Origin of the sequence: Allocoprococcus comes (assembly GCF_013300725.1) — a bacterium.
Taxonomy (GTDB): Bacteria; Bacillota; Clostridia; order Lachnospirales; family Lachnospiraceae; genus Allocoprococcus; species Allocoprococcus comes_A.
This window is the reverse complement of record NZ_JAAIMM010000004.1, coordinates 83429-105640: the sequence shown is the minus strand read 5'-3', so window position 1 is coordinate 105640 and position 22212 is coordinate 83429. Positions and strand designations below refer to the sequence as shown.

The following is a 22212-nucleotide window of genomic DNA, read 5'->3' as shown; positions in this document are numbered from 1 at the left end:
TCCTTAATTCATTTTTTCTTTTTTGATCTTATCCAGTTCTTTGAACACGTAATCATTCACAACCTTGATGTAAGTTCCTTTCATACCGGATGAACGGGATTCTATCACGCCTGCACTCTCAAATTTGCGGAGTGCATTGACAATTACAGAACGGGTGATTCCCACACGGTCTGCAATCTTGCTTGCCACCAGAATGCCTTCCATTCCGTTAAGTTCATCAAAAATATGGATGATTGCTTCCAGTTCAGAGAAAGAAAGTGTACTGATCGCAGATTGTACGATCTGCTCTTTTCTGGTCTCTTCTGCACTCTCTTCGTTAACAGATCGGAGCATCTCAAGTCCCACGACAGTGGTTCCGTACTCGCTCAAAATGATGTCGTCGATTTCGTACATGGACTCTTTTCTGTATAAAAACAGAGTTCCAAGTCTCTCTCCTGCAATGTTGATCGGAGTAATGATCGCCTGATATCCCTGAGATACATCAGCTGTAAATCCAAGTGTCTGCAGATTAACATTCTCTTTTGTGGAAAGAATACTGAGAAGACGCTCATTTAACATCGGATCAATATGTTCTCCCACTTCGTCCTGCAAAAGCTCATGGATCTCCGGGACTCCTTCGCATGTGCTGACACCGAGTACCTTTCCTTTCTTACTGACTACCAGTACATTCGATGCCAGAATCTCTGTCAGAACTTCACAGATATCTGTAAACACAACTTTGCTTGAATTATTATTGTGCAACAGTTTGTTAATTTTTCTTGTTTTATCCAATAATTGTACGCTCATATCTGCCTCCATATACTTTTATTAAAAATGTGCGTTTCCGTTCGCATTTTTCACGAATATGAAATATTGTTGAAATTATGTGCACAAATTAGTCAAAAAAATGTGCACATAAATATATTATCATACAATTCTGAATAGTTCAATGAAATTTGATTTATTTTTCATCTTTCTCTTTATTTTTAACAAATCCACACTGCTCATTACCGCAGACAAGTTTATTTCCTTTTTCTACCATATAGCTTCCGCATTTCGGACATTTTTCTTCTGACGGCTTCTGCCATGACATAAAATCGCATTCCGGATTATCCTCACATCCGTAATAACGTCTGCCTTTCTTTGTCTTACGCAGTACAATGTCTTTTCCGCATTTCGGGCAGGCAACTCCAATCTTCTCCAGATACGGTTTGGTGTTGCGGCATTCCGGGAATCCGGGACATGCAAGGAACTTTCCATGGGGACCGTATTTGATGACCATATTTCTTCCACATTCTTCGCAGACTACATCGGTTACCTCATCCTCGATTTTAACTGTTTCCAGCTCTTTTTCTGCTTTTTCAACCGCTTCATTCAAATCCGGATAGAAATTGCTGATAACCGATTTCCACTCTACCTTTCCTTCTGCGATCATATCCAGAAGTCCTTCCATATAAGCGGTAAAGTTGACATCGACAATGCTTGTGAAAGACTGCTTCATAATATTATTGACCACTTCACCAAGCTCAGTCATATAAAGATTCTTGTTCTCTTTTGCAACGTATCTTCTTGCAATGATCGTAGAGATCGTCGGTGCATAGGTACTCGGACGTCCGATTCCAAGCTCTTCCAGTGTCTTTACCAGAGATGCCTCAGTGTAATGTGCAGGTGGCTGTGTGAAATGCTGCTTATAATCAAAGGATTCTTTCGTCAGTTCTGAATCTTTGTCAATACTCTTGACCATTACATTTCCACTCTGTTTTTCCTCATCGCTTTCCACATATGCCAGACGGAAACCTTCAAATACAATCTTAGATGCCGATACCGTAAAACGGTAATCATCTGCTCCGATTTTAACAGAAGTTGTCTCATATTTTGCCGGCTGCATTCTGCTCGCCACAAAACGCTTCCATATCAGCTGATACAGACGGAACTGATCTCTTGTAAGAGATTCTTTGATTTCTGCCGGAACACGGGTAACATCTGACGGACGGATGGCTTCGTGTGCATCCTGAATATTTTTCCCGTCATTCTTCTGCTTCTGTTCCGATGCAGTCTCTGCCACATACTCTTCTCCGTAGGCTTTTCCAACGTAGGCTCTTGCATTTGCATCCGCCTCCTCAGAGATACGGGTCGAATCAGTACGCAGGTAAGTGATCAGACCAACCGTTCCGCTTCCTTTGATATCCACACCTTCATAAAGCTGCTGTGCGATACGCATCGTCTTTGAAGTTGCAAAATTCAGTGCTTTGGATGCCTCCTGCTGAAGGGTACTGGTCGTAAACGGAAGCGGTGCTTTTTTGCTTCTCTCACCGCGCTTTACATCGACCACTTTATATTCTGCATCTTCCAGTTCTGCAAGAATCTTATTCAGTTCCTCTTCATTATGGATCGTAATCTTCTCATCCTTTGTTCCGTAGAATTTTGCTGTAAGAGGCTTCTTTTCTCCCTTTATCTTGAAATTGGCGTCCAGTGACCAGTATTCTTCCGGAATAAAAGATGCAATCTCGTCTTCCCGGTCTGCAATGATGCGAAGTGCTACTGACTGTACACGTCCGGCACTGAGACCTCTTTTTACTTTTGCCCAGAGAACCGGACTGATCTTATATCCCACAATACGATCCAGCACACGACGCGCCTGCTGCGCATCTACCAGATCCATGTCGATATCACGTGCATTTTTCAGTGATGCCTTTACCGCACTTTTAGTGATCTCGTTAAAGCTGATCCGGTATACTTTCTTTCCTTCCAGCTTAAGCGCCTTCATCAGGTGCCAGGAAATTGCTTCTCCTTCACGGTCCGGGTCAGTTGCAAGATAAATCTTATCTGCTTTTTTTACTTCTTTTCTAAGCCCTGCAAGGATCTCACCTTTTCCTCTGATTGTAATGTATTTCGGCTCAAAGTCATGCTCCAGGTCTACTCCCATCTGACTTTTCGGCAGATCTCTTACATGTCCGTTGGATGCCATTACCACGTAATTGCTGCCGAGAAATTTCTTTATGGTCTTCACTTTTGTCGGTGACTCTACAATCACAAGATAACGTGCCATATATTATATTCCTCCATATTAACAGTGTCAGATCATTTTACTCTGACATAATAATTTTTTGATCTTTCCTGAATGTATCCTTTCAACTGAAGAGATACACAGATTCCCATCACCTCCTGTGGAGTAAGTCCGGTTTCTCTCTGTAAATCATCCAGCCCCCGCGGATACAAACCGAGCTTACTATACACCAAATTTTCTTTCGTTTCAAGCTTTATTTTATTTTTCGTGTCTGATATAATTGCGTTTTTCTTCTTTAGCAACCCTTTTATAACCAGTTCTTCCAGCAAATCTTCTTCATTCAGAAGGATCCCTGCCCCCTGCCGGATCAGGCGGTTACAACCACAGCTCAGCGGCTCTGTCACCATCCCCGGGAGAGCATAAATGTCTCTTCCCTGTTCAAGAGCCATGTCTGCTGTAATCAGGGATCCGCTCTTTTCTTTTGCCTCCATAACGAGTACCACATCGGCAAGTCCGCTGATCAGACGGTTTCTTGCCGGAAAATGCCAGGCAACCGGTGGAGTTCCCGGTGGCTGTTCAGACAGTATACCTCCGCGCTTTATTAAATCTTTATAAAGTCCTTTATGTGCCGCCGGATAACATACATCTGCTCCGCCTCCCAGAACCGCAAATGTCTTCCCTCCGACATTTAATGCAGCCCGGTGTGCCATCCCGTCAATTCCCAGTGCCATTCCACTGATGATCTGGATTCCGCTCTCCGCAAGTCTTTCAACAAAGCGAAGCGTCATTTTCTCACCATAGCTGCTACATCTTCTGGCACCTACCACCGCCACCGACGGGATTCCCTCCTGTGGCATCTTCCCGATAAAAAAGAGTGCATACGGCATTCCTGCAAGTTCTTCAAACCGTTTCGGATAATTGTTCTGTCCCCGGACTGCCATCTGAATTCCCCGGTCCGCCGCTTTTTGATACGCTTCCCTCCAGTTCCTTTTTTTCTTACTTTCTTTCAGGATCCCCCACTCTTTTTCTGTAATTATCTGTTCTCTGATTCCTTTTTCTTCTATATAATAGACCGCTTCCGCAGATCCGTTCTTTCTGCATAATTCACACTTTCTGTCACCTGTGATTCCTTCCACACACGCCAGCCAGTATGTATACCACATTTCACTCATTTCTCTTATCCCCAGTATTCTTTATCCATAACCCGATACCCCAGTGCCTCTCGAAGTGCCGCAAGATCGATCTCCTCTTTTTCCTCCAGATCCGCAATCGTCCGTGCCACCTTTAACACCTTATGATAGCTCCTCACCGTCAGGTTCATCACTTCATAAGCCTGGCGCATCATCCGTTCTTCCTCTTTCCCAAGACGGCAGTATTTTTCAATTTCATTTTGCCCCATCTGTGCATTTTTTGTCAGCTTTTCTTCCTGAAAACGTTCCATCTGACGCATTCTTGCAAGCATCACTTTTTCCCGCATGCCTCTGGAATCCATCCCTGTTCCCTTTCCGGTCAGTTCTTCATATTCGACCTTGGGTGCCTCCATGCAGATATCAATCCGATCCAGAAACGGCTGGCTCAGCTTTCCCTGATAATTCCGGATCTGCCCGGGCGTACAGGTACATTGGGGACCAGGAGCCATTCCGCAGGGACATGGATTTGTTGCAGCAACCAGCATAAAATCTGCCGGAAAAATATAAGCTCCCTGCTGCCTTGCCAGATGAATGCATTTTTCTTCCAGCGGCTGCCTGAGCACCTCCAGAACACCTCTCGGGAACTCCGCCAATTCATCCAGAAAAAGAACACCTCCATGCGCAAGTGTTGCTTCTCCCGGCGATGGGATTCGTCCGCCTCCGATGAGTGCTGCCCGTGTCACGGTATGATGGACCTCCCGGAACGGTCTCTGCCAGATCAGCGGATTCTCTCTTTTAAGCAGTCCCGCCGTACTGTAAATCCCCGTGATCTCCAGACTTTCTTCCCGGTCAAGCGGTGGCAGGATCGTCGGGATCCGTTTGGCAAGCATCGTCTTTCCGGAACCGGGCGGCCCGACATAAAGCAGGTTATGTCCTCCTGCCACTGCCACCATCGTCGCCCTTTTTACTGCTTCCTGTCCCTGAATATCACTATAATCTATGTCCCATTCTTCCGTTCCATGAGCCTCTTCTTTGTCAGGTTTCTCCATCTGAGGCATATACTCACCCTTCAGCCATCTGCATACCTCTTCCAGAGTCTCTGCCCCAAAAATCTGTATTCCCTGCGCCAGCCTTCCCTCATCCTCATTTGACTTCGGAATCACACAACACCTGAAACCAGCCCTCTTTGCTTCCAGAACAATCGGAAGGATTCCCTCTGCCGGCTGCAGCTTTCCATCCAGTCCGAGCTCCCCTGCAAGTAAGATATCCTCCACGGCTTTTTCCGGGAATCTCCCCATTGCCCCAAGTACTGCAACTGCAATTGGAAGATCAAATACAGATCCCTTCTTGCGGACACATGCCGGCGACAGATTGATCACAATCTTTTTCGCCGGCATGGTATAACCGGTATTGCGCATGGCAGTTCTTACCCGTTCTGCTGCTTCCTTTACCTCCGAAGACAGATATCCCACCATATGAAACATTGGAAGTCCGTTCCCTGCATCTGCTTCTACCTGCACAAATTCTACTTTCAGCCCCAGAATCGTTGCCGAATGTACCTTGTAAAATCCCATATTAAATTCACCCTTGCCTTTCCCCGGCAAAAGTTCAGAAGTTTTATTTCAGAAAATGTATGGCGAAATGCCATGAGTGATTTGCTAAAAGAAAACCGATATCTTTTAGAAAATGTATCCTTATGATAGTATGGGGAGGGGATTTTGTCAAGATGATTGGGAGGGGAAATTTGTGGGAGTAGGTTGTGAGGTCATCGTGGGAGAATCATCTCTTTCGATTCCATTGTGCAAACCATTCCGAGAAGCCTCTGAAAGCGAAAATTGTGTCAGCAATGGCTTCCATAATTTTTGAGTCTTCTCTCCATTACACAATAAGTGAATCGAAAGAGATGATTCTCCCACAACGACCGCTGTACTTTACTGGCAAAGTTTTGCCTTGTTGTATCATAGATGGGACAAAATGCCTCTGCACAGACAGGACGCGACCTTGTGTGCAGAGGCATTTTGCTAAAATAGTTATTTACTTAATCTTTGTTTCATGTATTCGTTGGCGTTTAATTCTAAGGTGTCGTCCAGTGGGGCGAGTGGGGCGATTTTGCCGTATTTGCGTTCGAGGGCAGTTTGTAATATAAAATCGCAAAGTACCGGGTTCTTTGGTAAAAGGGAGCCGTGCGAATAGGTTCCAAAGACATTTTTGTAGCGGGCTCCTTCGGTTTGGTCTTCTCCGTTGTTGCCGTAGCCTTTGAGCATTTTGCCGAGTGGTGATACGCCTTCGCCCAGGTAGGTCTTACCGGAATGATTTTCAAAGCCGACTACGACAGATCCACTGCTCTCCGGAAGTGTCTCAAACATGTAGTTGCCGATCATACGCTCTTTGGAGCCAACGGTATGAATGTTGATCGCGCCGGTGAAGTCAAGCTGGACTCCATCCCAGGTCTTATAATACTGACCAAGCATCTGATAGCCTCCGCAGATTGCCAGGAAGATCTTTTCATCTTCCACGGCTGCGCGGATCTCTGCTGCTTTTCCGGTTCCCAGGTCTTTCAGAAGGACTTCCTGTTCAAAGTCCTGACCTCCACCGATGAAGAAGATATCATAGCGGTTTGCATCCAGTGCCTCTCCGATCGAGCAGCCTTCTACATTGACCTTGATTCCACGATCCTCCATACGGCGTTTCATTGTGATGATATTGCCCCGGTCTCCATACAGATTAAGGATGTCCGGGTAGAGATGACAGATATTCAGTTCCATAATTCCCTTTCCTCCTTATTCGTAAAATGCCTTGATATCGGTATGCTTGCTGATCTCGCCGCGCAGGTCAAACATAGCGGTATAGGTCGGCATAATAAATGTCGGTGTCTCATCAGCTCCGATTGCCTCTAAAAGGTTCTCATAGTCGCGGATCACTTCAATCCGTCCAGTGTCAAATCCTGCATATTTCAGGCGGAGCGCCATATCATCTGCACGGACTCCAGATACCAGAATACGGGTAAAGCGTGCACTCTGACGGGCAAGTGCTTCAAAATCCACATCCCAGATCCAGCTGATATCGGTTCCATCTGCATAACGGTCATTCAGAAGGAACGCAATCTTGCACTCTTCCTCATCATTAGAAATCTGGTTGATGACCTGATTGTACCCTGCCGGGTTCTTGACAAGCATCATACGTGCTTTAGACTTGCCAAGTTCAAACTGTTCCGCACGTCCGAAGCCACACTCAAATCTGCCGAGTGCATCAACTGCGGTGTCTTCATCGATTCCAACAATCTCCGCAGCCGCAACACAAGCTGCCGCATTGTAAATATTGTAGCCTCCCGGAAGGTTAATGTGCACATCATGGCTATGCCCGAATGCATTTAACACGATATCCGAAGAATCTGCTCCGGTACGCACTACCTGCGTCACGCCAACCTGTGGTGTCTGCCGGTGATATCCACATTTCGGACAACGGAAACCGCCAAGATGGCTATAAGTTCTGTAATCGTATTCATATTCTGTCTTACAATGAATACAGTACACTGCATCAGACAGTTCAAACGCTGTCTCTTTGTAAATCGGCACATCCACCCCGAACCATACAACCTTATTCGGTACATCATCTGCAAGAGATGCCGTCAGTGAACAGTCCGCATTCAGGCACAGGGTTGCATCCGGTACATGGGTAATTCCTTCGCGGATTGCATTCAGCGTGTGGGTGATCTCCCCATATCTGTCCAGCTGGTCACGGAAAATATTGTTGACTACCAGACACTCTACCGGCAGCATCTCACTGGTCTTACGGAACGCTGCCTCATCGCACTCGATCAGTGCATGTGTGTAAGAACATTTACCGGAAAGACTGCAGTGCTGTGCAAACACCGTAATGATCCCGGTCAGAAGATTGGCACCGGATTTATTTGCAAAGTACTTATATCCGGCTTCTTCAAATGCCTGCTCGATCATACGGGACGTGGTCGTCTTTCCATTGGTTCCGGTCACTACCGTAACCTTCACCCCACGTGATAATTCCTTTAAAATATCTTTGTCAATTTTTAATGCGATCTTGCCCGGCAGGTTCGTTCCGCCACGTCCCATCCGCCGCAGGACTGCGTTGGATGTCTTACAGGCAAGTACCGCTAATCTTGTCCTTATTCCCATAATATTTCCTTTTCTCTCGTAATCTCATTTCTTTTGTAAACCATATCTGCTACTACATGATTCAACGCTCATTATAACGCATTTTCAGACGTACCACAAGCGCAAAATAACCCGAATGGAAAAGCACAGAACTTTTCACTTTTACATACACTGTTAGTAACTCTATTTTGAGGTAATCGTATTGAAATCCTTTCCTCCGCCTCTTACTCCAAAAGAGGAATCCGAGCTTCTCAGACGCAGTGCAGACGGTGACAATGAGGCCCGTCATATTTTGATCGAGCGCAATCTCCGTCTGGTCGCTCATGTCATAAAAAAATATCAGCATCTGGAGGACGATACAGAAGATCTTCTGTCCATCGGAACCATCGGCCTTATCAAAGCAGTCTCCACCTTTAACCCGGACAAAAAAGCCCGGCTTGCCACCTACGCCTGCCGCTGCATCGAAAATGAGCTTCTGATGATGCTGCGCACCAAGCGGAAGAGTAACCGGGAAACCTCCCTATACGAACCGATCGGTACAGACCGGGAAGGGAATGAGATCCGCCTGTATGATATCATCGAATCTGATGAAGAAGATGCCTGTATGCAGCTTGCCCTGAAAAATGATATTTCTCTTCTCTATGAAAAACTGGAATCCGTTCTCACCGACCGCGAACAGCTGGTACTGAAAAAGCGCTACGGTCTTTATGGTGAAAAAGAATATACCCAGAAAGAAGTTGCAGCTTCTCTTGGCATCTCACGTTCCTACGTTTCGCGGATCGAAAAAGGGGCGATCCAAAAACTCCGCCCCTGCTTTCTTCCTTCTCATTTTTAATTTCTGTCCGGTCCAGATCCTGTCTGTCCATTTCAAAATTCATGATGCTTCTTTCACACCGACAGACAGGACACTCTACTCAAACATTCCTATACCCAAAAGCAGAATGCCAATTCCCAGAAAGACGCAACTTACCAGCACAAGCCCCAGTAGAGTTTTCTTTTTTTCTCTTGGCAGAAGCCCCCTGTCGTATCCCGGCTGTCCTTTATGGATCAGGTAATTTCCCGCATAAAGCAGAAACGGTCCTGCCGATGCATAAATAAAATACACTGCCACCGTTACAAGCAAAATACCTGTCGATGCCATAGCTTCTGCACTTTCCATCTGTTCTGAAGCCACACTGGAAGTAAGCTGTAAAAGCAATGTCGGTAACGCATTATTGATCAGATGGAAGAGCATGTTATAAAACATGTTATCCGTCTCGGCAAGCAGATATCCCATGGCGATTCCAAGCATCGCTGTCGGCACAAACCGCCAGAAGCTTCCGTGAAATGCACCGAACACTACTGCACTGATCAGAATTGCCGGCCATGGACTCCTAAAGCCACGGAAACAGCTGAAAAGCCCGCCTCTGAATGCCATTTCCTCAAAAATCGCCGGCGTGACACAGATCAGAAGAAATGCAATTCCAAACGGCAATCCGCCGGATAATTCACTCACACTTTCTGTAGCCCCGCTCATCTGCTCCGGAAATACATAAAGCAGGATCGATGTCGGAATCATCGTGATCAGAAGGGTTCCGATCCACATCAGCACTGTTCCGACAGTCTTTGCGATCGTCGGTCTGTGAAGTGGAAATGCACGCTTTACGTCTTCCCGGAAAAGCGCTACTGTTCCAAGTGCCAGCACCGCAAGAAGACCCTCATACATTAGAATTCCCCACTCACCAAAATAATAGACACAAAATCCGGAAAGCCAGAATATGTCCACGCCGTACAGAAAGATCAGTACGATCGCCACATATGGCTTCCACGTTTTTTTATTCATCTGCTTCCTCTTTTCTTCTGAGAATATCGTACTTGTCAGCCATACCGGACAGTTCTACATACAGTACCTGCTTCGGATGTGGTGCACTCTCCTGTTCTTCTCCTTCTTCATTTACGATCCGTTTTACCTGAACCTCCACGTTATCTCCGTTCGGTTTCATGATCTCAATCGTCTCGCCAACCGAAAATTTATTCCTCTGTTCGATCTTCACCATACCGTCTTTGATCTCTTCTGCAATTCCAAGATATGTGTACTCCCGGATATAGGTGTTGCTGTCATAAATCTGTGCCTCTTCCGACGGTTTTCCAAAGAAAAATCCAGTTGTAAACTGTCGATAGGTACAATTCGAGATCTGGTCCAGATACCATGGCATATTCTTCCTGTAAAGCTCCGGATCTTTCTGATAATCATCAATTGCTTTCCGGTATGTTCTCGCTACAGTTGCCACATACAGAGCCGTTTTCATTCTTCCTTCGATCTTGAAGCTGTCAATCCCCGCATCAATAAGCTCCGGAATATGTTCGATCATACAGAGGTCTTTTGAATTGAAAATATACGTTCCTCTCTCATTTTCATAAACCGGCATATATTCTCCCGGACGGGTTTCTTCCACAACTGAATACTTCCAGCGGCACGGATGGGTGCATGCGCCATGGTTTGCATCCCTGCCTGTAAAGAAATTACTGAGCAGGCATCTTCCGGAATAAGAAATACACATTGCACCGTGTACGAATGTCTCAATCTCCAGATCATCCGGGATATGTGCACGGATTTCTTTGATCTCACGCATGGAAAGTTCTCTTGCGGATACAACTCTGCTCGCCCCTTGTCTGTACCAGAACATATAAGTTGCATAATTTGTATTATTGGCCTGTGTACTCACATGTCTTTCAATTTCCGGACAAACTTCTTTTGCGATCTCAAATACACCCGGATCAGCAATGATCAGTGCATCCGGCTTTATTTCCTTTAACTCTTTAAAATATTCCCGCACGCCTTCCAGATCGTAGTTATGTGCCAGAATATTTGCAGTTACATATACTTTTACATCATGCTCATGTGCAAACCGGATTCCTTCCATCATATCTTCTTTGGAAAAGTTCTTTGCCTTTGCACGAAGTCCAAATGCTTCTCCTCCAATATAAACTGCATCTGCTCCAAATACGACTGCAGTCTTCAACACTTCCAGGCTGCTTGCCGGTATCAATAATTCAGGATGTCTTGCCATTATTTTTTTCCTTTCTGTTACTGTTATCTCCTGTTTTTATTTTCGCACGCTCAGTGCCACTCCATCTCCCAGAGGAAGAATAGATGTCTCAAGCTCAGGATGATGTTTCAGAGTATACAGATACTCTCTCATCCGGCTATGAATCGTGCGGTCTCTTCTTTCCACCGCAAAACGAGACTCAATAATATCTCCGTCCTGCAACACATTATCCGTGATCAGGATCCCTCCCGGCACAAGGAAACGCATCACCTGTTTTAAATATGCCGGATATTGTCCCTTTGCAGCATCCATAAACACAAAATCAAAGCCTGCATCATCCGGCATGCCTTTCATAATCTCCAGTGCATCGCCTTCAAGCAGCGTAATTTTCTGTTCCATACCTGCCCTGGCAAAATTGGCTCTGGCAATCGGAATCCTTTTTTCGTAATTTTCGATTGTTGTTATGTGACATTCCTCCGGAGAATATTTTCCCATCAGAATTGCCGAAAATCCAACTGCTGTCCCAATTTCAAGAATCTTTGCCGGACGTTTGATCTCCAGCATTACTTTCAGAAAACTTTTTGTTTCTTTGCGGATGATCGGAACCATGTCCGCAAGGGCTTCCTGTTCGATCTCATCGAGAACGGGAATATCCGCGCTTTCCAGAGAATGGAGGTAAGTCGTCAGTCGTTCTTCTACTATCATATCTTCCTCTTTTCTTTTTCCAAAGAAATTCTTATCCTATACATTTATTATAGAAGCGCAGACAAAGTTTTTTTTCTTTTCAACTCTGACTGCGCTTCTTTATGCAGATATCTTCGCATCTGCTTATTTTCACAAAAATGCCACAGGCATCTTTATATTATACATCCATAATGATCGGAAGGATCATTGGTTTTCTCTTGGTTCTTTTCCAGATAAAGTCATTCATTGTGTCGCGGATCACAAGCTTAATCTTGCTCCAGTCAGCATGACGGCTCATCAGACATTTTTCAACTGCTTCCGTAACAACCTTCCGTGCCTCTTCCATCAGGCTTTCGGATTCACGTACATAAACAAATCCACGGGATACGATATCCGGTCCTGCAAGAAGCTGGTTGGTACGCTTTTCCAGTGTCAGAACGACAATCAGGATTCCGTCTTCTGCCAGATGCTGACGATCACGCAGTACAATATTACCGACATCACCAACACCGAGTCCATCTACCAGGATTTCTCCTGTGTGTACCTTATCTACAACTTCTGCACTTTCATCATCCAGTGCAAGTACATCGCCTGACTTGAGGATGAAAATGTTGTCCTTCGGAATTCCAAGAGATTTGGCAATACCTGCGTTCGCTTTCAGATGGCGGTATTCTCCGTGAACCGGAATTGCATATTTTGGTTTTACCAGTGAATAGATCAGCTTCAGTTCTTCCTGGCACGCATGTCCGGATACATGCGTATCCTGGAAAATAACATTCGCTCCCTTTTCAGAGAGTTCATTGATAATATTCGATACCGCTTTTTCATTACCCGGAATCGGATTAGAACTTAAAATGATCGTGTCACCCGGCATGATCGAGATCTTCTTATGGATATCTGCCGCCATACGTGACAGAGCCGCCATAGATTCTCCCTGGCTTCCGGTTGTGATGATCGTTGTCTTCTCTCTTGGATAGTTTTTCAACTGATCTGTCTCGATCAGCGTATTCTCCGGCACGTTCAAATAGCCCAGCTCTGATGCAACCGAAATGATATTTACCATACTGCGGCCTTCTACAACTACTTTACGTCCATACTTGTAAGACGTATTGATGATCTGCTGTACACGGTCTACATTCGAAGCGAAGGTTGCTACAATAATTCTTGTATTGGAGTGTTCGGCAAAAAGCCGGTCAAATGTAGCTCCCACTGTCCTTTCTGACTGTGTAAAACCAGGTCTCTCCGCATTGGTACTGTCTGACATCAGTGCCAGTACCCCTTTCTTGCCAATCTCTGCAAAGCGCTGCAGGTCAATCGCATCACCAAATACCGGTGTATAATCTACCTTAAAGTCTCCGGTATGCACAACAATACCCGCCGGCGAATAGATTGCCAGTGCTGATGCATCCTGGATACTGTGGTTCGTCTTGATAAATTCAATCCTGAATTTTCCAAGATTGATCGACTGTCCATGGCGCACTACTTTTCTTTTGGTTGAGCGGAGAAGATTGTGCTCTGTGAGCTTTTTCTCGATAATTCCCATAGTCAGCTTTGTTGTATAAATCGGCAGATTGATCTCTTTGAGCACATAAGGAAGCGCTCCAATGTGATCCTCATGTCCATGTGTGATCACAAAGCCCTTCACCTTATCCGCATTGCTCTTAAGGTAACTGATATCCGGGATTACAAGATCGATTCCCAGCATATCATCTTCCGGGAACGACAGTCCGCAATCCACTACAATAATACTGTCTTCGTATTCAAAGGCAGTGATATTCATTCCGATCTTTTCAAGACCTCCAAGCGGAATGATCTTAAGTTTTGAGTTGCTTTTTTTCTTCAATCTCACACCTCCATATATTTTTATGTATCTCATCCGTACATTTAATTATCGTAAAATTCGGAGTCCGCCCCTGTGTGCGAACCCCGTTCTTATCTGCCAGAAATATTCTTTTGACAGTTCCGTCTACACTTCAATCTCCACGTCCTCCAGAAGCTCTTCGAACACCTTGAGTACGGCATTAAGTTCTACTTCCTCTTCTACCATCTCATAAACGCTGTCCTTCTCTTCCGGCGCACTTGTATCCTTCAGGATCAGGCACTCTGCATCATCCTCTTCTGAATCTGCAACCAGAAGGTAAGTCACTCCATTCAGTCTGGTCTGCTCCACAACAAAAAATTCTTCTGCTTCGCCGCCTTCTCCGCATGTAAACGTTAATTTTTCATTCTTCATATACTTTCCCCTTATCGTCTGATTGTATTCCAAAGCCTGTTACTTCTGCATATCCAGAGAATCCAGATATCCCTGCAATATAAATACAGCCGCAATCTGGTCCACATACTGCTTGCGGTTCTCCCGTCTTACACCGGATTCCATAAGTGTCCGTTCCGCTTCCACCGTTGTAAGGCGCTCGTCCCACATCACGATCTCGATGCCGGTACGCCGCTTCAGCATCTCACCAAATTCCAGTGCCTTCTCTGCCCGTTCTCCGATATCATTATTCATATGTTTCGGAAAACCGATCACAAACTTCTCTACTCCATATTCGGCTGCAAGGCTCTCAATCCTTGCCAGTGTCTTTCGGAGCTTGTTCTCGTCCTTCCTCGTAACCGTCTCCACTGCCTGTGCCGTAATCCCCAGAGGATCACTTACAGCAACACCTACGGTCTTCGTACCATAATCAAGTCCCATTATCCGCATCATATCTTCAACCTACAGTTCATGTCTGATATAAGCTTTTAATAATTCTTCTACAATCTCATCCCGCTCAACCTTCATTACAAGGCTTCTTGCTCCGTTATAGCTGGTAATGTATGTAGGATCACCGGACATAATGTATCCTACAATCTGATTCACCGGATTATATCCTTTTTCCACCAGAGCATTATATACAATTTCCAGAATATCTTTTGCCTGGATCTGTGGTCCTGTCTCTACCTGAAAAAATTGTGTATTCGTTATATCTTTCATCTTACGACCTCCAATACTTCATATTCATTTTAATATAATCTATACAAAAATTCAATGCATAATTTGTGAAAGTGAAGTAAGTTCTATCTCTTTTAACTGATTGGTCCACCGGTCTGCCTGTTCCGGTTCGCATGGAACCCCAATCCGGAGATATTCCTTGGTGTACCCTGTGACATAATTTTCCCCATCACGCTCTGTCATCTCTTCAAAAAGAACTTCCACCTTTTTTCCGAGCCATCCTTCTTCATAACGCCGCATTTTTTTGCGGTTCAGCTCCAGCATGATATTGCTTCTTCGCGTTTTTTCATGTTCCGGGATCTGCCCGTCCATCTTCGCAGCTTTCGTTCCCTGCCGCTTTGAATACTTAAATATATGCGTCTCATAAAAATTGATGCTGTCTACAAAATCCCGGGAGGCTTCAAATTCTTCCTCTGATTCTTGCGGGAATCCTACGATCACATCGGTTGTCAGTGCCGGATTTTCAAAATACTTCCGTAGAAGCTCACATTTTTCCCGGTATTCTGCCGCGTCATATCTGCGGTTCATCCGTTTCAGGGTTGCATCACATCCACTCTGCAGAGACAAGTGAAAATGCGGACATATCTTCGGCAGGCAAGCCAGTTCTTTTGCAAATTCTTCCGTCACGATACGCGGTTCCAAAGAGCCCAGTCGGATCCTTTTGATTCCTTCAACTTCATGTACCGCACGGATCAGCTCCAGAAGTCCTTCTGTCTGCTTTCCATTTTCATCTTTCCATTCCAGCCCATAAGAACTGAGATGGATTCCGGTAAGCACCACTTCCTGATACCCATGTTCCGCAAGTGTACGCACCTCTTCCACTACATCTTCTTTTTTCCTGCTGCGCACGCGTCCTCTCGCATAAGGAATGATACAATAGGTACAGAACTGGTTGCAGCCATCCTGCACTTTCAGATATGCCCTTGTATGCTCTGCTGTCCGGGAAAGGTGTAGGCTCTCATACTCGGAGGTATGGTTAACGTCAATGACCTCCTGCATCTGTTCCGGAATGTCTTCTTTAAAATATTCTTCCAGAAGGCGGATCAGATCCTTTTTTTTATTATTCCCGATTACAATATCTATATTCTCATCCAGCTCCCCCATATCTGCCTGCGCCTGCACATAACAGCCAGCCGCTACGATCACTGCATCTGGATTCTGTTTTCGGGCACGGTGGATCATCTGTCTGGACTTGCGGTCTGCCATATTCGTCACCGAGCAGGTATTGATCACATAGACATCTGCCAGATCATGAAACGGTACGATCTCATATCCGTTCTTTTCCAGCAGTTCCTGCATCGCTTCTGTTTCATAAGCATTTACCTTACAGCCCAGGTTGTGTAATGCTGCTTTTTTCATAAATTCATCCTACTTTCAATATTTATAACATTTAACGAAAATTTCATTTATTCTTCGGCGTTTTGTTCCTTGACTTTTTTGTGTATAACTTTTAATATAACTATAGAAAATGAAATCAAGGAGGTGTGTTTTCAATGAAAACCGTACAAATTTCTTTAAATTCTATCGACAAAGTAAAATCATTCGTAAACGAAATCACAAAATACGATTACGATTTTGACCTGGTATCCGGAAGATATGTAATTGATGCAAAATCTATCATGGGTATCTTCAGTCTTGATCTTTCTAAACCGATCGATCTGAACATCCATGCTGAGAACCAGGATGCTGATAACATCATTGAACTTCTGAAACCATACTTAGTATAATAGAATGCGAAGTATCAGGACGCAGTACATTTTTGTACTGCGTCCTTTCCTTTTTGAGGAGAGCCTGGAAAAGCTCCCCTTTTTCTTTTATTATTTTACGATGATCGTCTCCACAGTATTCACTGCTTCTGCAAACAGTTCATCAATCTTTTCACTTAAGTTCTCTTCTGATTTGCGGATCACTTCTACATTCGGTTTGGTAACCGGATGTTTTGCCACGAAGATCGTGCAACAGTCTTCGTATGGAAGAATGGAAGTCTCATAGGTTCCGATCTTCTCTGAAATATCTACGATCTCCTGCTTGTCAAATCCGATCAGTGGCCGGTATACCGGCAATGTACATACATCGTTGGTTGCCATCAGACTCTGCATGGTCTGGCTTGCCACCTGTCCGATACTCTCACCTGTGATCAGCCCTAAGCATCCGTCTTCTTTTGCAAAATGCTCTGCGATCCGCATCATATAACGGCGCATGATGATCGTCAGCTCGTCATGCGGGCATTTTTCATAGATATAAAGCTGGATATCGGTAAAGTTGACTACATGCAGCTTGATCGGTCCTGTATATTTGGAAACCTGCTTTGCAAGATCCACTACCTTCTGTTTGGCCCTCTCGCTTGTATACGGCGGTGCATGGAAATAAGTTGCCTCCAGTCCGACACCACGTTTGGAAATCATATAACCTGCAACCGGACTGTCGATTCCACCGGAAAGCAGAAGCATCGCGGTTCCATTGGTCCCGATCGGCATTCCACCAGGTCCCGGAATGATCTCAGAATAGATATAGATCTCTTCTCTGACTTCTACGTGAAGCAGTACATCCGGATGATGGACGTCTACACGGATCTCCGGGAATGCATACAGGATGGCTTCCCCAAGGTCATAGTTGATCTCCATCGATTTCTTTGGATAAGTTTTTTTTGCACGGCGGGATTCCACTTTAAATGTGATGTTCTTATCCGGATATACTTCATCCATATATGCGATCACATCTTTTTTCAGTTCTTCAAATCCTTTATCCTCTACGCGGACAACCGGGCAGATCCCGACGATTCCGAATACTCTCTTCAGAGCTTCTACTACTTCGTCCCCATCATAATCTCCGTCACAGTCCACATAAACTCTTCCCTGTGCTTTATAAGTATGGAATAATCCGTCCAGATCCTTTAAGGAATGCTTAATCTGTCTTACCAGTGCATCCTCGAACATATAACGGTTCTTTCCTTTGATTCCGATTTCTCCATATTTTATCAAATAAGTCTGAAACTTCATTCTTTCCTCCTAATGGCGTGTGTACTTTCTAAGCATCGGTACACAATTATATAATGTTTCCAGCGTATAGTCAATTTCTTCTTCTGTAGTAAATTCTGACATACTGAATCTGAGCGTTGCATCCAGATATTCTTTTCCGGCTCCGATTCCCTTTAACACTCCGCTGATCGCCGGATGGTTGGATGCACATGCCGAACCGGATGATACATAAATCCCCTTCTCTTCCAGTGTATGAAGAAGAACCTCACTCCGGATTCCTGCAAATCCCACACTGATGATATGTGGTGCACTTGTTTCATCATAAAGTCCGTGGATCACAGTACGATCGATTTTCTGTACCCCTTCGATAAAGTGCTGTTTCAAGGCACGCATATGTGCCACCTTTTCATCCAGGTCTGTGTAAATCGTCTTTGCTGCCAGCCCGATTCCTGCAATCCCCGGTACATTTTCTGTTCCGGAACGCATGTTTTTCTGCTGCTCGCCTCCGAAAATGATCGGTTTTACTTTTGCTTTTTCATTGATATAGATAAAACCGATTCCCTTCGGTCCATGAATCTTATGTCCGCTTACAGAAAGCATATCGATTCCCATCTTTTTCGGGTAAATCTTATATTTTCCAAATCCCTGTACTGCATCCACATGGAACAGGATATTTTTATTGTAAGCCTTTACGATCGCAGATGCTTCTGCGATCGGCTGAACCGATCCTACTTCGTTGTTCACATACATGACCGATACCAGGATCGTCTCGTCACAGAGCGCTTCCTTTAACGCATCCAGACGGATCCGTCCATACTCATCAACCGGAAGATAGGTCACACGATAGCCCTCCTCCTCTTCCAGGTAACGCATGGTATTGAGAATTGCCGGATGTTCGATCGAGCTGGTGATCAGATGCTTACCGGCACGGTGATTGGCACGTGCACCTCCGATCAATGCAAGGTTGTCACTTTCTGTTCCACCGGATGTGAAATAAAGTTCCTTTTCCTGCACCTTCAGAATCTTTGCAAGTGTCTCCTTCGCCTCACGGACATACGCTTCTGCATCCACACCTTTTTTATGCATGGAGGATGGATTGCCGTAATCCTCACACATCACTTTTCCGACTATATCCCGAACACACTCATAGGCTCTCGTTGTTGCTGAATTATCCAGATAAACTTCCATTTTTCTTTGTCTCCCAAACACTTCTTCTCTTTATCTTATGCAGTTCTTTGCCTGCCGGTCTACTGTTCCAGTTCAAACATCAGTACAGCAAGCGTTGCAAGTCCGGCTGTCTCTGTCCGCAGGATCCGCCTGCCCAGGGTGATGACCTTCGCCCCCATACTGACTGCCACATCAACTTCTTCCGGTTCAAACCCTCCCTCTGGTCCGATGAAAATTCCGACAGACTGTCCGCTCTTAATCTGACGGATCACTTCTCTTGTTGCTTCCATACCGCCCGCAAGCTCATACGGAAGCAAAATCACATCAAGCTCCTCTGCCATTTTCAGGGCTTCTTTATAAGAAAGCGGCATGGTAACTTCCGGGATCCGGTTTCTTCCGGCTTGCTTTGCCGCACTTTCCGCAATAGAATTCCAGCGGTCTGCTTTTTTCGCTGCTTTCTTATCATCCAGCCGAACAACAGAACGCTTCATTGCTACCGGAATCACCTGATACACGCCAAGCTCCACCGCTTTTTGCACGATCAGCTCCATCTTATCGCTTTTGGGAAGTCCCTGGAAAAGATACAGCTTTGACGCCGGTTCCGTGTCCGCTTCCATCTCTTCCAGAATATGCAGAACCGCCACATCTTCTTCATAGGCTTCCACCTCGCACAGATAGGTTCTGCTTTCTCCGTCACTGATTTCAGCCTTTTCATGCAGCTTCATCCGGAGCACATTCTTCATATGATTAACATCTCCGCCTTCAATCCGGATCTTATCTCCGGAGATCTGCTGTGGTGTCACAAAAAAATGATGCATCTTTTCTGATCCTCTCTGCCTACGCTTTCGTTTCTTTTCTCGCTGTTACAGATACCCATTCTCCCTGATGATGAACCTCCAGGACCGTGAGACCTGCTGCCTCTACCGCTGCTTTTACCGTCTCCTCCTTGTCTTCGATGATACCACTTGTCACGTAGATACCACCATCTTTTAACTGGTTCACGATCACCGGTGTCAGCGGCACCAGTACGTCTGCAAGAATATTCGCTACAACAATATCATAGCACCCATAACCAACTTTATCCTGAACCGCTTTATCATCAATGATATTTCCGATCATTACTTCGTATTTATCCTTTGAAATACCGTTGACTTCCATATTTTCATAAGTTGCATCAATCGCACACGGATCCAGGTCTGTTCCTACCGAATACTTCGCACCGAACATCAGCGCCAGCATTCCAAGAATTCCACTTCCGCATCCCACATCCAGAATTCTGGTGTCCTCTGTCACATATTTGCGGAGCTGACGGATACAGAGCTGTGTGGTCTCATGCATTCCGGTTCCAAATGCTGTTCCCGGATCGATATGCACGATCATCTTGCCTTCATCTTCCGGCTTTACTTCTTCCCAGGACGGAATGATCAGGATATCATCCACATAGAACTGGTGAAAATATTTTTTCCAGTTATTGACCCAGTCCACATCCTCTGTCTGGGATTCTTCTATCGTTCCTTCGCCTACTTCCACATAGGCACGCATATCTTCCAGTTCATTTTTTACACTCTCCAGAAGGCTTTCTTTTTCTTCGTCCTCTTCCAGATAAAAGCTGATATATGCCACGCCATCATCAATTCCTGTCTCCGGAAGGATATCAACAAACATCTGCTCTTTTTCCGCCTGTGTCATCGGAATCTTATCCTCAATCTCGATTCCCTGTACACCAAGGTCCATCAGCATACTGCTGACAATGTCTTCTGCCTCGGTTGTTGTCTTTAATCTGAATTTATTCCACTTCATATTGGTTCTCCTTTTATTGTTGTCCAAGCAGATAATCAATAAACTGCTGTGCAGTACGTCCGCTTAATCCACCATGGCTCAGTTCCCATTTGTTTGCCTCCAGAAGAAGCTTTTCCTCTTCCATCTCGACACCGTAACGATCTGCAAGCGTGGTGACAATCTTCTGGAATTCTTTTTTGTCCGGTTTGCCAAAATAGATGGTCACACCGAATCTTGCTACAAGAGAAAGCTTCTCCTGTACAGTATCATTGGTGTGCAGTTCTTCATCTCTGTCAGCTTTGTCTTTGAATGTCTCACGTACCAGATGTCTTCTGTTGGAAGTTGCATAGATCAGGATATTATCCGGTTTCTTCTCCAGACCGCCTTCGATCACAGCTTTCAGGTATTTGTACTCAATCTCGAATTCTTCAAATGAAAGATCATCCATATAAATAATAAATTTATAATTACGGTTCTTGATCTGTGCGATCACATCATTCAGATCTTTGAACTGATGCTTGTACACTTCGATCATACGAAGCCCCTGATCATAATACTGGTTCAGGATTGCCTTGATCGAAGAAGATTTACCGGTTCCGGCATCACCAAAAAGCAGACAGTTATTAGCCTTTTTGCCCTTTACAAATGCCTCGGTATTATCGATCAGTTTCTTCTTGGCAATGTCATAGCCCACCAGATCATCCAGATGGACGTGTGCGATCTTGGTGATCGGCACGATCTGTGCTCCTTCTTCCGTGTGCTCAATACGGAATGCCTTGTGAAGTCCGAAAGTTCCCACTCCGAATTCTTTGTAGAACTGGGTTACAGTTGTCTTAAATTCTTCTGCATCATCTGTCTGCGCGAGAGCTTTGCTTAAGTCGCAGATCCGGTCGCGAATCCTCTTGTTAAATACATGTCCCTTGGCACTGACCGGATGATAGTCCTCAATCAGTTCCAGGCTGTCTGTACCGAGTTTTTCACCCATCTCTTTCAGATCATATTCAAACAGTTCTTTAAAAATCTGAAAATCATGAAGGGCTACTTTATTGACGCTTCCCTCTACCTCTCCTACCACTTCACAGGCTGTGCTGTAAGCATTCTCACTGTTGGCAAGCAGGAAGGTCAGGAAGGTATGCCAGAGGTTTCCCTCGAATCCATAGTTTGCAGCCAGCTCGATCAGCTCATTTAAATTTTCGAAAAGAAGGCTCTTCAAATCCTCTTTGTTGTAATAATCATTATCTGCATTGTCGATCAGAAATGTCATGTCCCGCAGCAGATCTTCATGTTCCATATAACGATATAATATCAGTTCATTTGTTCTCATAGCCGTGTCCTCTCTT

The 22212-nt window shown here is 45.0% G+C and carries 21 protein-coding genes; 2 read left to right on the top strand and 19 right to left on the bottom strand.

Annotated features, from left to right (window positions below; all coding sequences use genetic code 11):
* Window positions 1–3: 3 nt before the first annotated feature.
* The 6 genes from codY to G4407_RS03450 form a co-directional block, all read right to left on the bottom strand.
* A complete protein-coding gene (gene codY / locus G4407_RS03475; RefSeq protein ID WP_022220379.1) occupies window positions 4–786 on the bottom strand; it encodes a GTP-sensing pleiotropic transcriptional regulator CodY in 783 nt (260 codons plus the stop codon).
* A gap of 154 nt (window positions 787–940) precedes the next feature.
* On the bottom strand, window positions 941–3028 hold the full coding sequence (gene topA / locus G4407_RS03470; protein WP_173687759.1) for a type I DNA topoisomerase: 2088 nt from the start codon (window positions 3026–3028) through the stop codon (window positions 941–943).
* Window positions 3029–3060: 32 nt separating this feature from the next.
* Complete coding sequence (gene dprA / locus G4407_RS03465) at window positions 3061–4158, bottom strand: DNA-processing protein DprA (protein WP_173687758.1); 1098 nt, start codon at window positions 4156–4158, stop codon at window positions 3061–3063.
* 5 nt (window positions 4159–4163) lie between these two features.
* Window positions 4164–5690: a YifB family Mg chelatase-like AAA ATPase gene (locus G4407_RS03460; RefSeq protein WP_173687757.1), complete on the bottom strand. Its 1527-nt coding sequence runs from the start codon at window positions 5688–5690 to the stop codon at window positions 4164–4166.
* A 456-nt stretch (window positions 5691–6146) separates the two neighbouring features.
* A complete protein-coding gene (locus G4407_RS03455; protein ID WP_179963091.1) occupies window positions 6147–6881 on the bottom strand; it encodes a type 1 glutamine amidotransferase in 735 nt (244 codons plus the stop codon).
* A gap of 15 nt (window positions 6882–6896) precedes the next feature.
* Window positions 6897–8267, bottom strand: coding sequence for a MurT ligase domain-containing protein (locus tag G4407_RS03450; protein ID WP_173687756.1), 1371 nt, complete (start codon window positions 8265–8267; stop codon window positions 6897–6899).
* Between the two features lie 181 nt (window positions 8268–8448).
* On the opposite strand from G4407_RS03450, the gene sigK reads away from it, so the two are divergent.
* Window positions 8449–9081 carry an RNA polymerase sporulation sigma factor SigK gene (gene sigK / locus G4407_RS03445; protein WP_173687755.1) on the top strand — a complete coding sequence of 211 codons (633 nt, stop codon included), beginning with the start codon at window positions 8449–8451 and terminating at the stop codon, window positions 9079–9081.
* A 75-nt stretch (window positions 9082–9156) separates the two neighbouring features.
* On the opposite strand, the gene G4407_RS03440 is transcribed toward sigK, so the two are convergent.
* The 8 genes from G4407_RS03440 to mtaB form a co-directional block, all read right to left on the bottom strand.
* Window positions 9157–10068, bottom strand: coding sequence for a CPBP family intramembrane glutamic endopeptidase (locus G4407_RS03440; protein ID WP_173687754.1), 912 nt, complete (start codon window positions 10066–10068; stop codon window positions 9157–9159).
* Window positions 10061–11296 (bottom strand): peptidase U32 family protein, encoded by a 1236-nt coding sequence (locus G4407_RS03435; protein WP_173687753.1) that lies wholly within the window; start codon window positions 11294–11296, stop codon window positions 10061–10063. Before G4407_RS03435 ends, G4407_RS03440 begins: the two co-directional genes overlap by 8 nt.
* A gap of 36 nt (window positions 11297–11332) precedes the next feature.
* Window positions 11333–11980: an O-methyltransferase gene (locus tag G4407_RS03430; RefSeq protein ID WP_173687752.1), complete on the bottom strand. Its 648-nt coding sequence runs from the start codon at window positions 11978–11980 to the stop codon at window positions 11333–11335.
* 157 nt (window positions 11981–12137) lie between these two features.
* A complete protein-coding gene (locus G4407_RS03425) occupies window positions 12138–13802 on the bottom strand; it encodes a ribonuclease J (protein WP_117556117.1) in 1665 nt (554 codons plus the stop codon).
* Window positions 13803–13925: 123 nt separating this feature from the next.
* A complete protein-coding gene (locus tag G4407_RS03420; protein WP_008375002.1) occupies window positions 13926–14192 on the bottom strand; it encodes a DUF1292 domain-containing protein in 267 nt (88 codons plus the stop codon).
* A 39-nt stretch (window positions 14193–14231) separates the two neighbouring features.
* The gene (gene ruvX / locus G4407_RS03415; RefSeq protein WP_173687803.1) at window positions 14232–14660 is read right to left on the bottom strand and encodes a Holliday junction resolvase RuvX; all 429 of its coding nucleotides are present in this window, start codon (window positions 14658–14660) and stop codon (window positions 14232–14234) included.
* Between the two features lie 12 nt (window positions 14661–14672).
* The gene (locus G4407_RS03410) at window positions 14673–14930 is read right to left on the bottom strand and encodes an IreB family regulatory phosphoprotein (RefSeq protein WP_008374998.1); all 258 of its coding nucleotides are present in this window, start codon (window positions 14928–14930) and stop codon (window positions 14673–14675) included.
* 51 nt (window positions 14931–14981) lie between these two features.
* Window positions 14982–16307 (bottom strand): tRNA (N(6)-L-threonylcarbamoyladenosine(37)-C(2))-methylthiotransferase MtaB, encoded by a 1326-nt coding sequence (gene mtaB, locus G4407_RS03405; protein WP_173687751.1) that lies wholly within the window; start codon window positions 16305–16307, stop codon window positions 14982–14984.
* A gap of 134 nt (window positions 16308–16441) precedes the next feature.
* Here mtaB and G4407_RS03400 point away from each other — a divergent pair, with 134 nt between their 5' ends.
* Window positions 16442–16675: an HPr family phosphocarrier protein gene (locus tag G4407_RS03400; RefSeq protein WP_008374994.1), complete on the top strand. Its 234-nt coding sequence runs from the start codon at window positions 16442–16444 to the stop codon at window positions 16673–16675.
* 90 nt (window positions 16676–16765) lie between these two features.
* Here the strand turns inward: G4407_RS03400 and thiI are convergent, their stop codons facing one another.
* From thiI to G4407_RS03375, 5 genes are read right to left on the bottom strand one after another with little or no spacing between them, the layout of a single operon-like run.
* Window positions 16766–17947: a tRNA uracil 4-sulfurtransferase ThiI gene (thiI, locus tag G4407_RS03395; RefSeq protein WP_008374992.1), complete on the bottom strand. Its 1182-nt coding sequence runs from the start codon at window positions 17945–17947 to the stop codon at window positions 16766–16768.
* Window positions 17948–17956: 9 nt separating this feature from the next.
* Window positions 17957–19114 (bottom strand): cysteine desulfurase family protein, encoded by a 1158-nt coding sequence (locus G4407_RS03390; protein WP_173687750.1) that lies wholly within the window; start codon window positions 19112–19114, stop codon window positions 17957–17959.
* A gap of 59 nt (window positions 19115–19173) precedes the next feature.
* Window positions 19174–19911 (bottom strand): 16S rRNA (uracil(1498)-N(3))-methyltransferase, encoded by a 738-nt coding sequence (locus tag G4407_RS03385; protein WP_173687749.1) that lies wholly within the window; start codon window positions 19909–19911, stop codon window positions 19174–19176.
* A 19-nt stretch (window positions 19912–19930) separates the two neighbouring features.
* A complete protein-coding gene (gene prmA, locus G4407_RS03380) occupies window positions 19931–20893 on the bottom strand; it encodes a 50S ribosomal protein L11 methyltransferase (RefSeq protein WP_173687748.1) in 963 nt (320 codons plus the stop codon).
* A 13-nt stretch (window positions 20894–20906) separates the two neighbouring features.
* Entirely contained in the window at window positions 20907–22196 is a 1290-nt protein-coding gene (locus tag G4407_RS03375) for an ATP-binding protein (protein ID WP_173687747.1), read from the bottom strand.
* Window positions 22197–22212 lie beyond the last annotated feature (16 nt).

What these genes read in the sequence shown, in the direction of transcription:
- codY (WP_022220379.1), bottom strand. Translation starts at nt 786, where the DNA reads ATGAGCGTACAATTATTGGATAAAACAAGAAAAATTAACAAACTGTTG.
- topA (WP_173687759.1), bottom strand. Translation starts at nt 3,028, where the DNA reads ATGGCACGTTATCTTGTGATTGTAGAGTCACCGACAAAAGTGAAGACC.
- dprA (WP_173687758.1), bottom strand. Translation starts at nt 4,158, where the DNA reads ATGAGTGAAATGTGGTATACATACTGGCTGGCGTGTGTGGAAGGAATC.
- G4407_RS03460 (WP_173687757.1), bottom strand. Translation starts at nt 5,690, where the DNA reads ATGGGATTTTACAAGGTACATTCGGCAACGATTCTGGGGCTGAAAGTA.
- G4407_RS03455 (WP_179963091.1), bottom strand. Translation starts at nt 6,881, where the DNA reads ATGGAACTGAATATCTGTCATCTCTACCCGGACATCCTTAATCTGTAT.
- G4407_RS03450 (WP_173687756.1), bottom strand. Translation starts at nt 8,267, where the DNA reads ATGGGAATAAGGACAAGATTAGCGGTACTTGCCTGTAAGACATCCAAC.
- G4407_RS03440 (WP_173687754.1), bottom strand. Translation starts at nt 10,068, where the DNA reads ATGAATAAAAAAACGTGGAAGCCATATGTGGCGATCGTACTGATCTTT.
- G4407_RS03435 (WP_173687753.1), bottom strand. Translation starts at nt 11,296, where the DNA reads ATGGCAAGACATCCTGAATTATTGATACCGGCAAGCAGCCTGGAAGTG.
- G4407_RS03430 (WP_173687752.1), bottom strand. Translation starts at nt 11,980, where the DNA reads ATGATAGTAGAAGAACGACTGACGACTTACCTCCATTCTCTGGAAAGC.
- G4407_RS03420 (WP_008375002.1), bottom strand. Translation starts at nt 14,192, where the DNA reads ATGAAGAATGAAAAATTAACGTTTACATGCGGAGAAGGCGGCGAAGCA.
- ruvX (WP_173687803.1), bottom strand. Translation starts at nt 14,660, where the DNA reads ATGCGGATAATGGGACTTGATTATGGTACGAAGACCGTAGGTGTTGCT.
- G4407_RS03410 (WP_008374998.1), bottom strand. Translation starts at nt 14,930, where the DNA reads ATGAAAGATATAACGAATACACAATTTTTTCAGGTAGAGACAGGACCA.
- mtaB (WP_173687751.1), bottom strand. Translation starts at nt 16,307, where the DNA reads ATGAAAAAAGCAGCATTACACAACCTGGGCTGTAAGGTAAATGCTTAT.
- G4407_RS03400 (WP_008374994.1), top strand. Translation starts at nt 16,442, where the DNA reads ATGAAAACCGTACAAATTTCTTTAAATTCTATCGACAAAGTAAAATCA.
- thiI (WP_008374992.1), bottom strand. Translation starts at nt 17,947, where the DNA reads ATGAAGTTTCAGACTTATTTGATAAAATATGGAGAAATCGGAATCAAA.
- G4407_RS03390 (WP_173687750.1), bottom strand. Translation starts at nt 19,114, where the DNA reads ATGGAAGTTTATCTGGATAATTCAGCAACAACGAGAGCCTATGAGTGT.
- G4407_RS03385 (WP_173687749.1), bottom strand. Translation starts at nt 19,911, where the DNA reads ATGCATCATTTTTTTGTGACACCACAGCAGATCTCCGGAGATAAGATC.
- prmA (WP_173687748.1), bottom strand. Translation starts at nt 20,893, where the DNA reads ATGAAGTGGAATAAATTCAGATTAAAGACAACAACCGAGGCAGAAGAC.
- G4407_RS03375 (WP_173687747.1), bottom strand. Translation starts at nt 22,196, where the DNA reads ATGAGAACAAATGAACTGATATTATATCGTTATATGGAACATGAAGAT.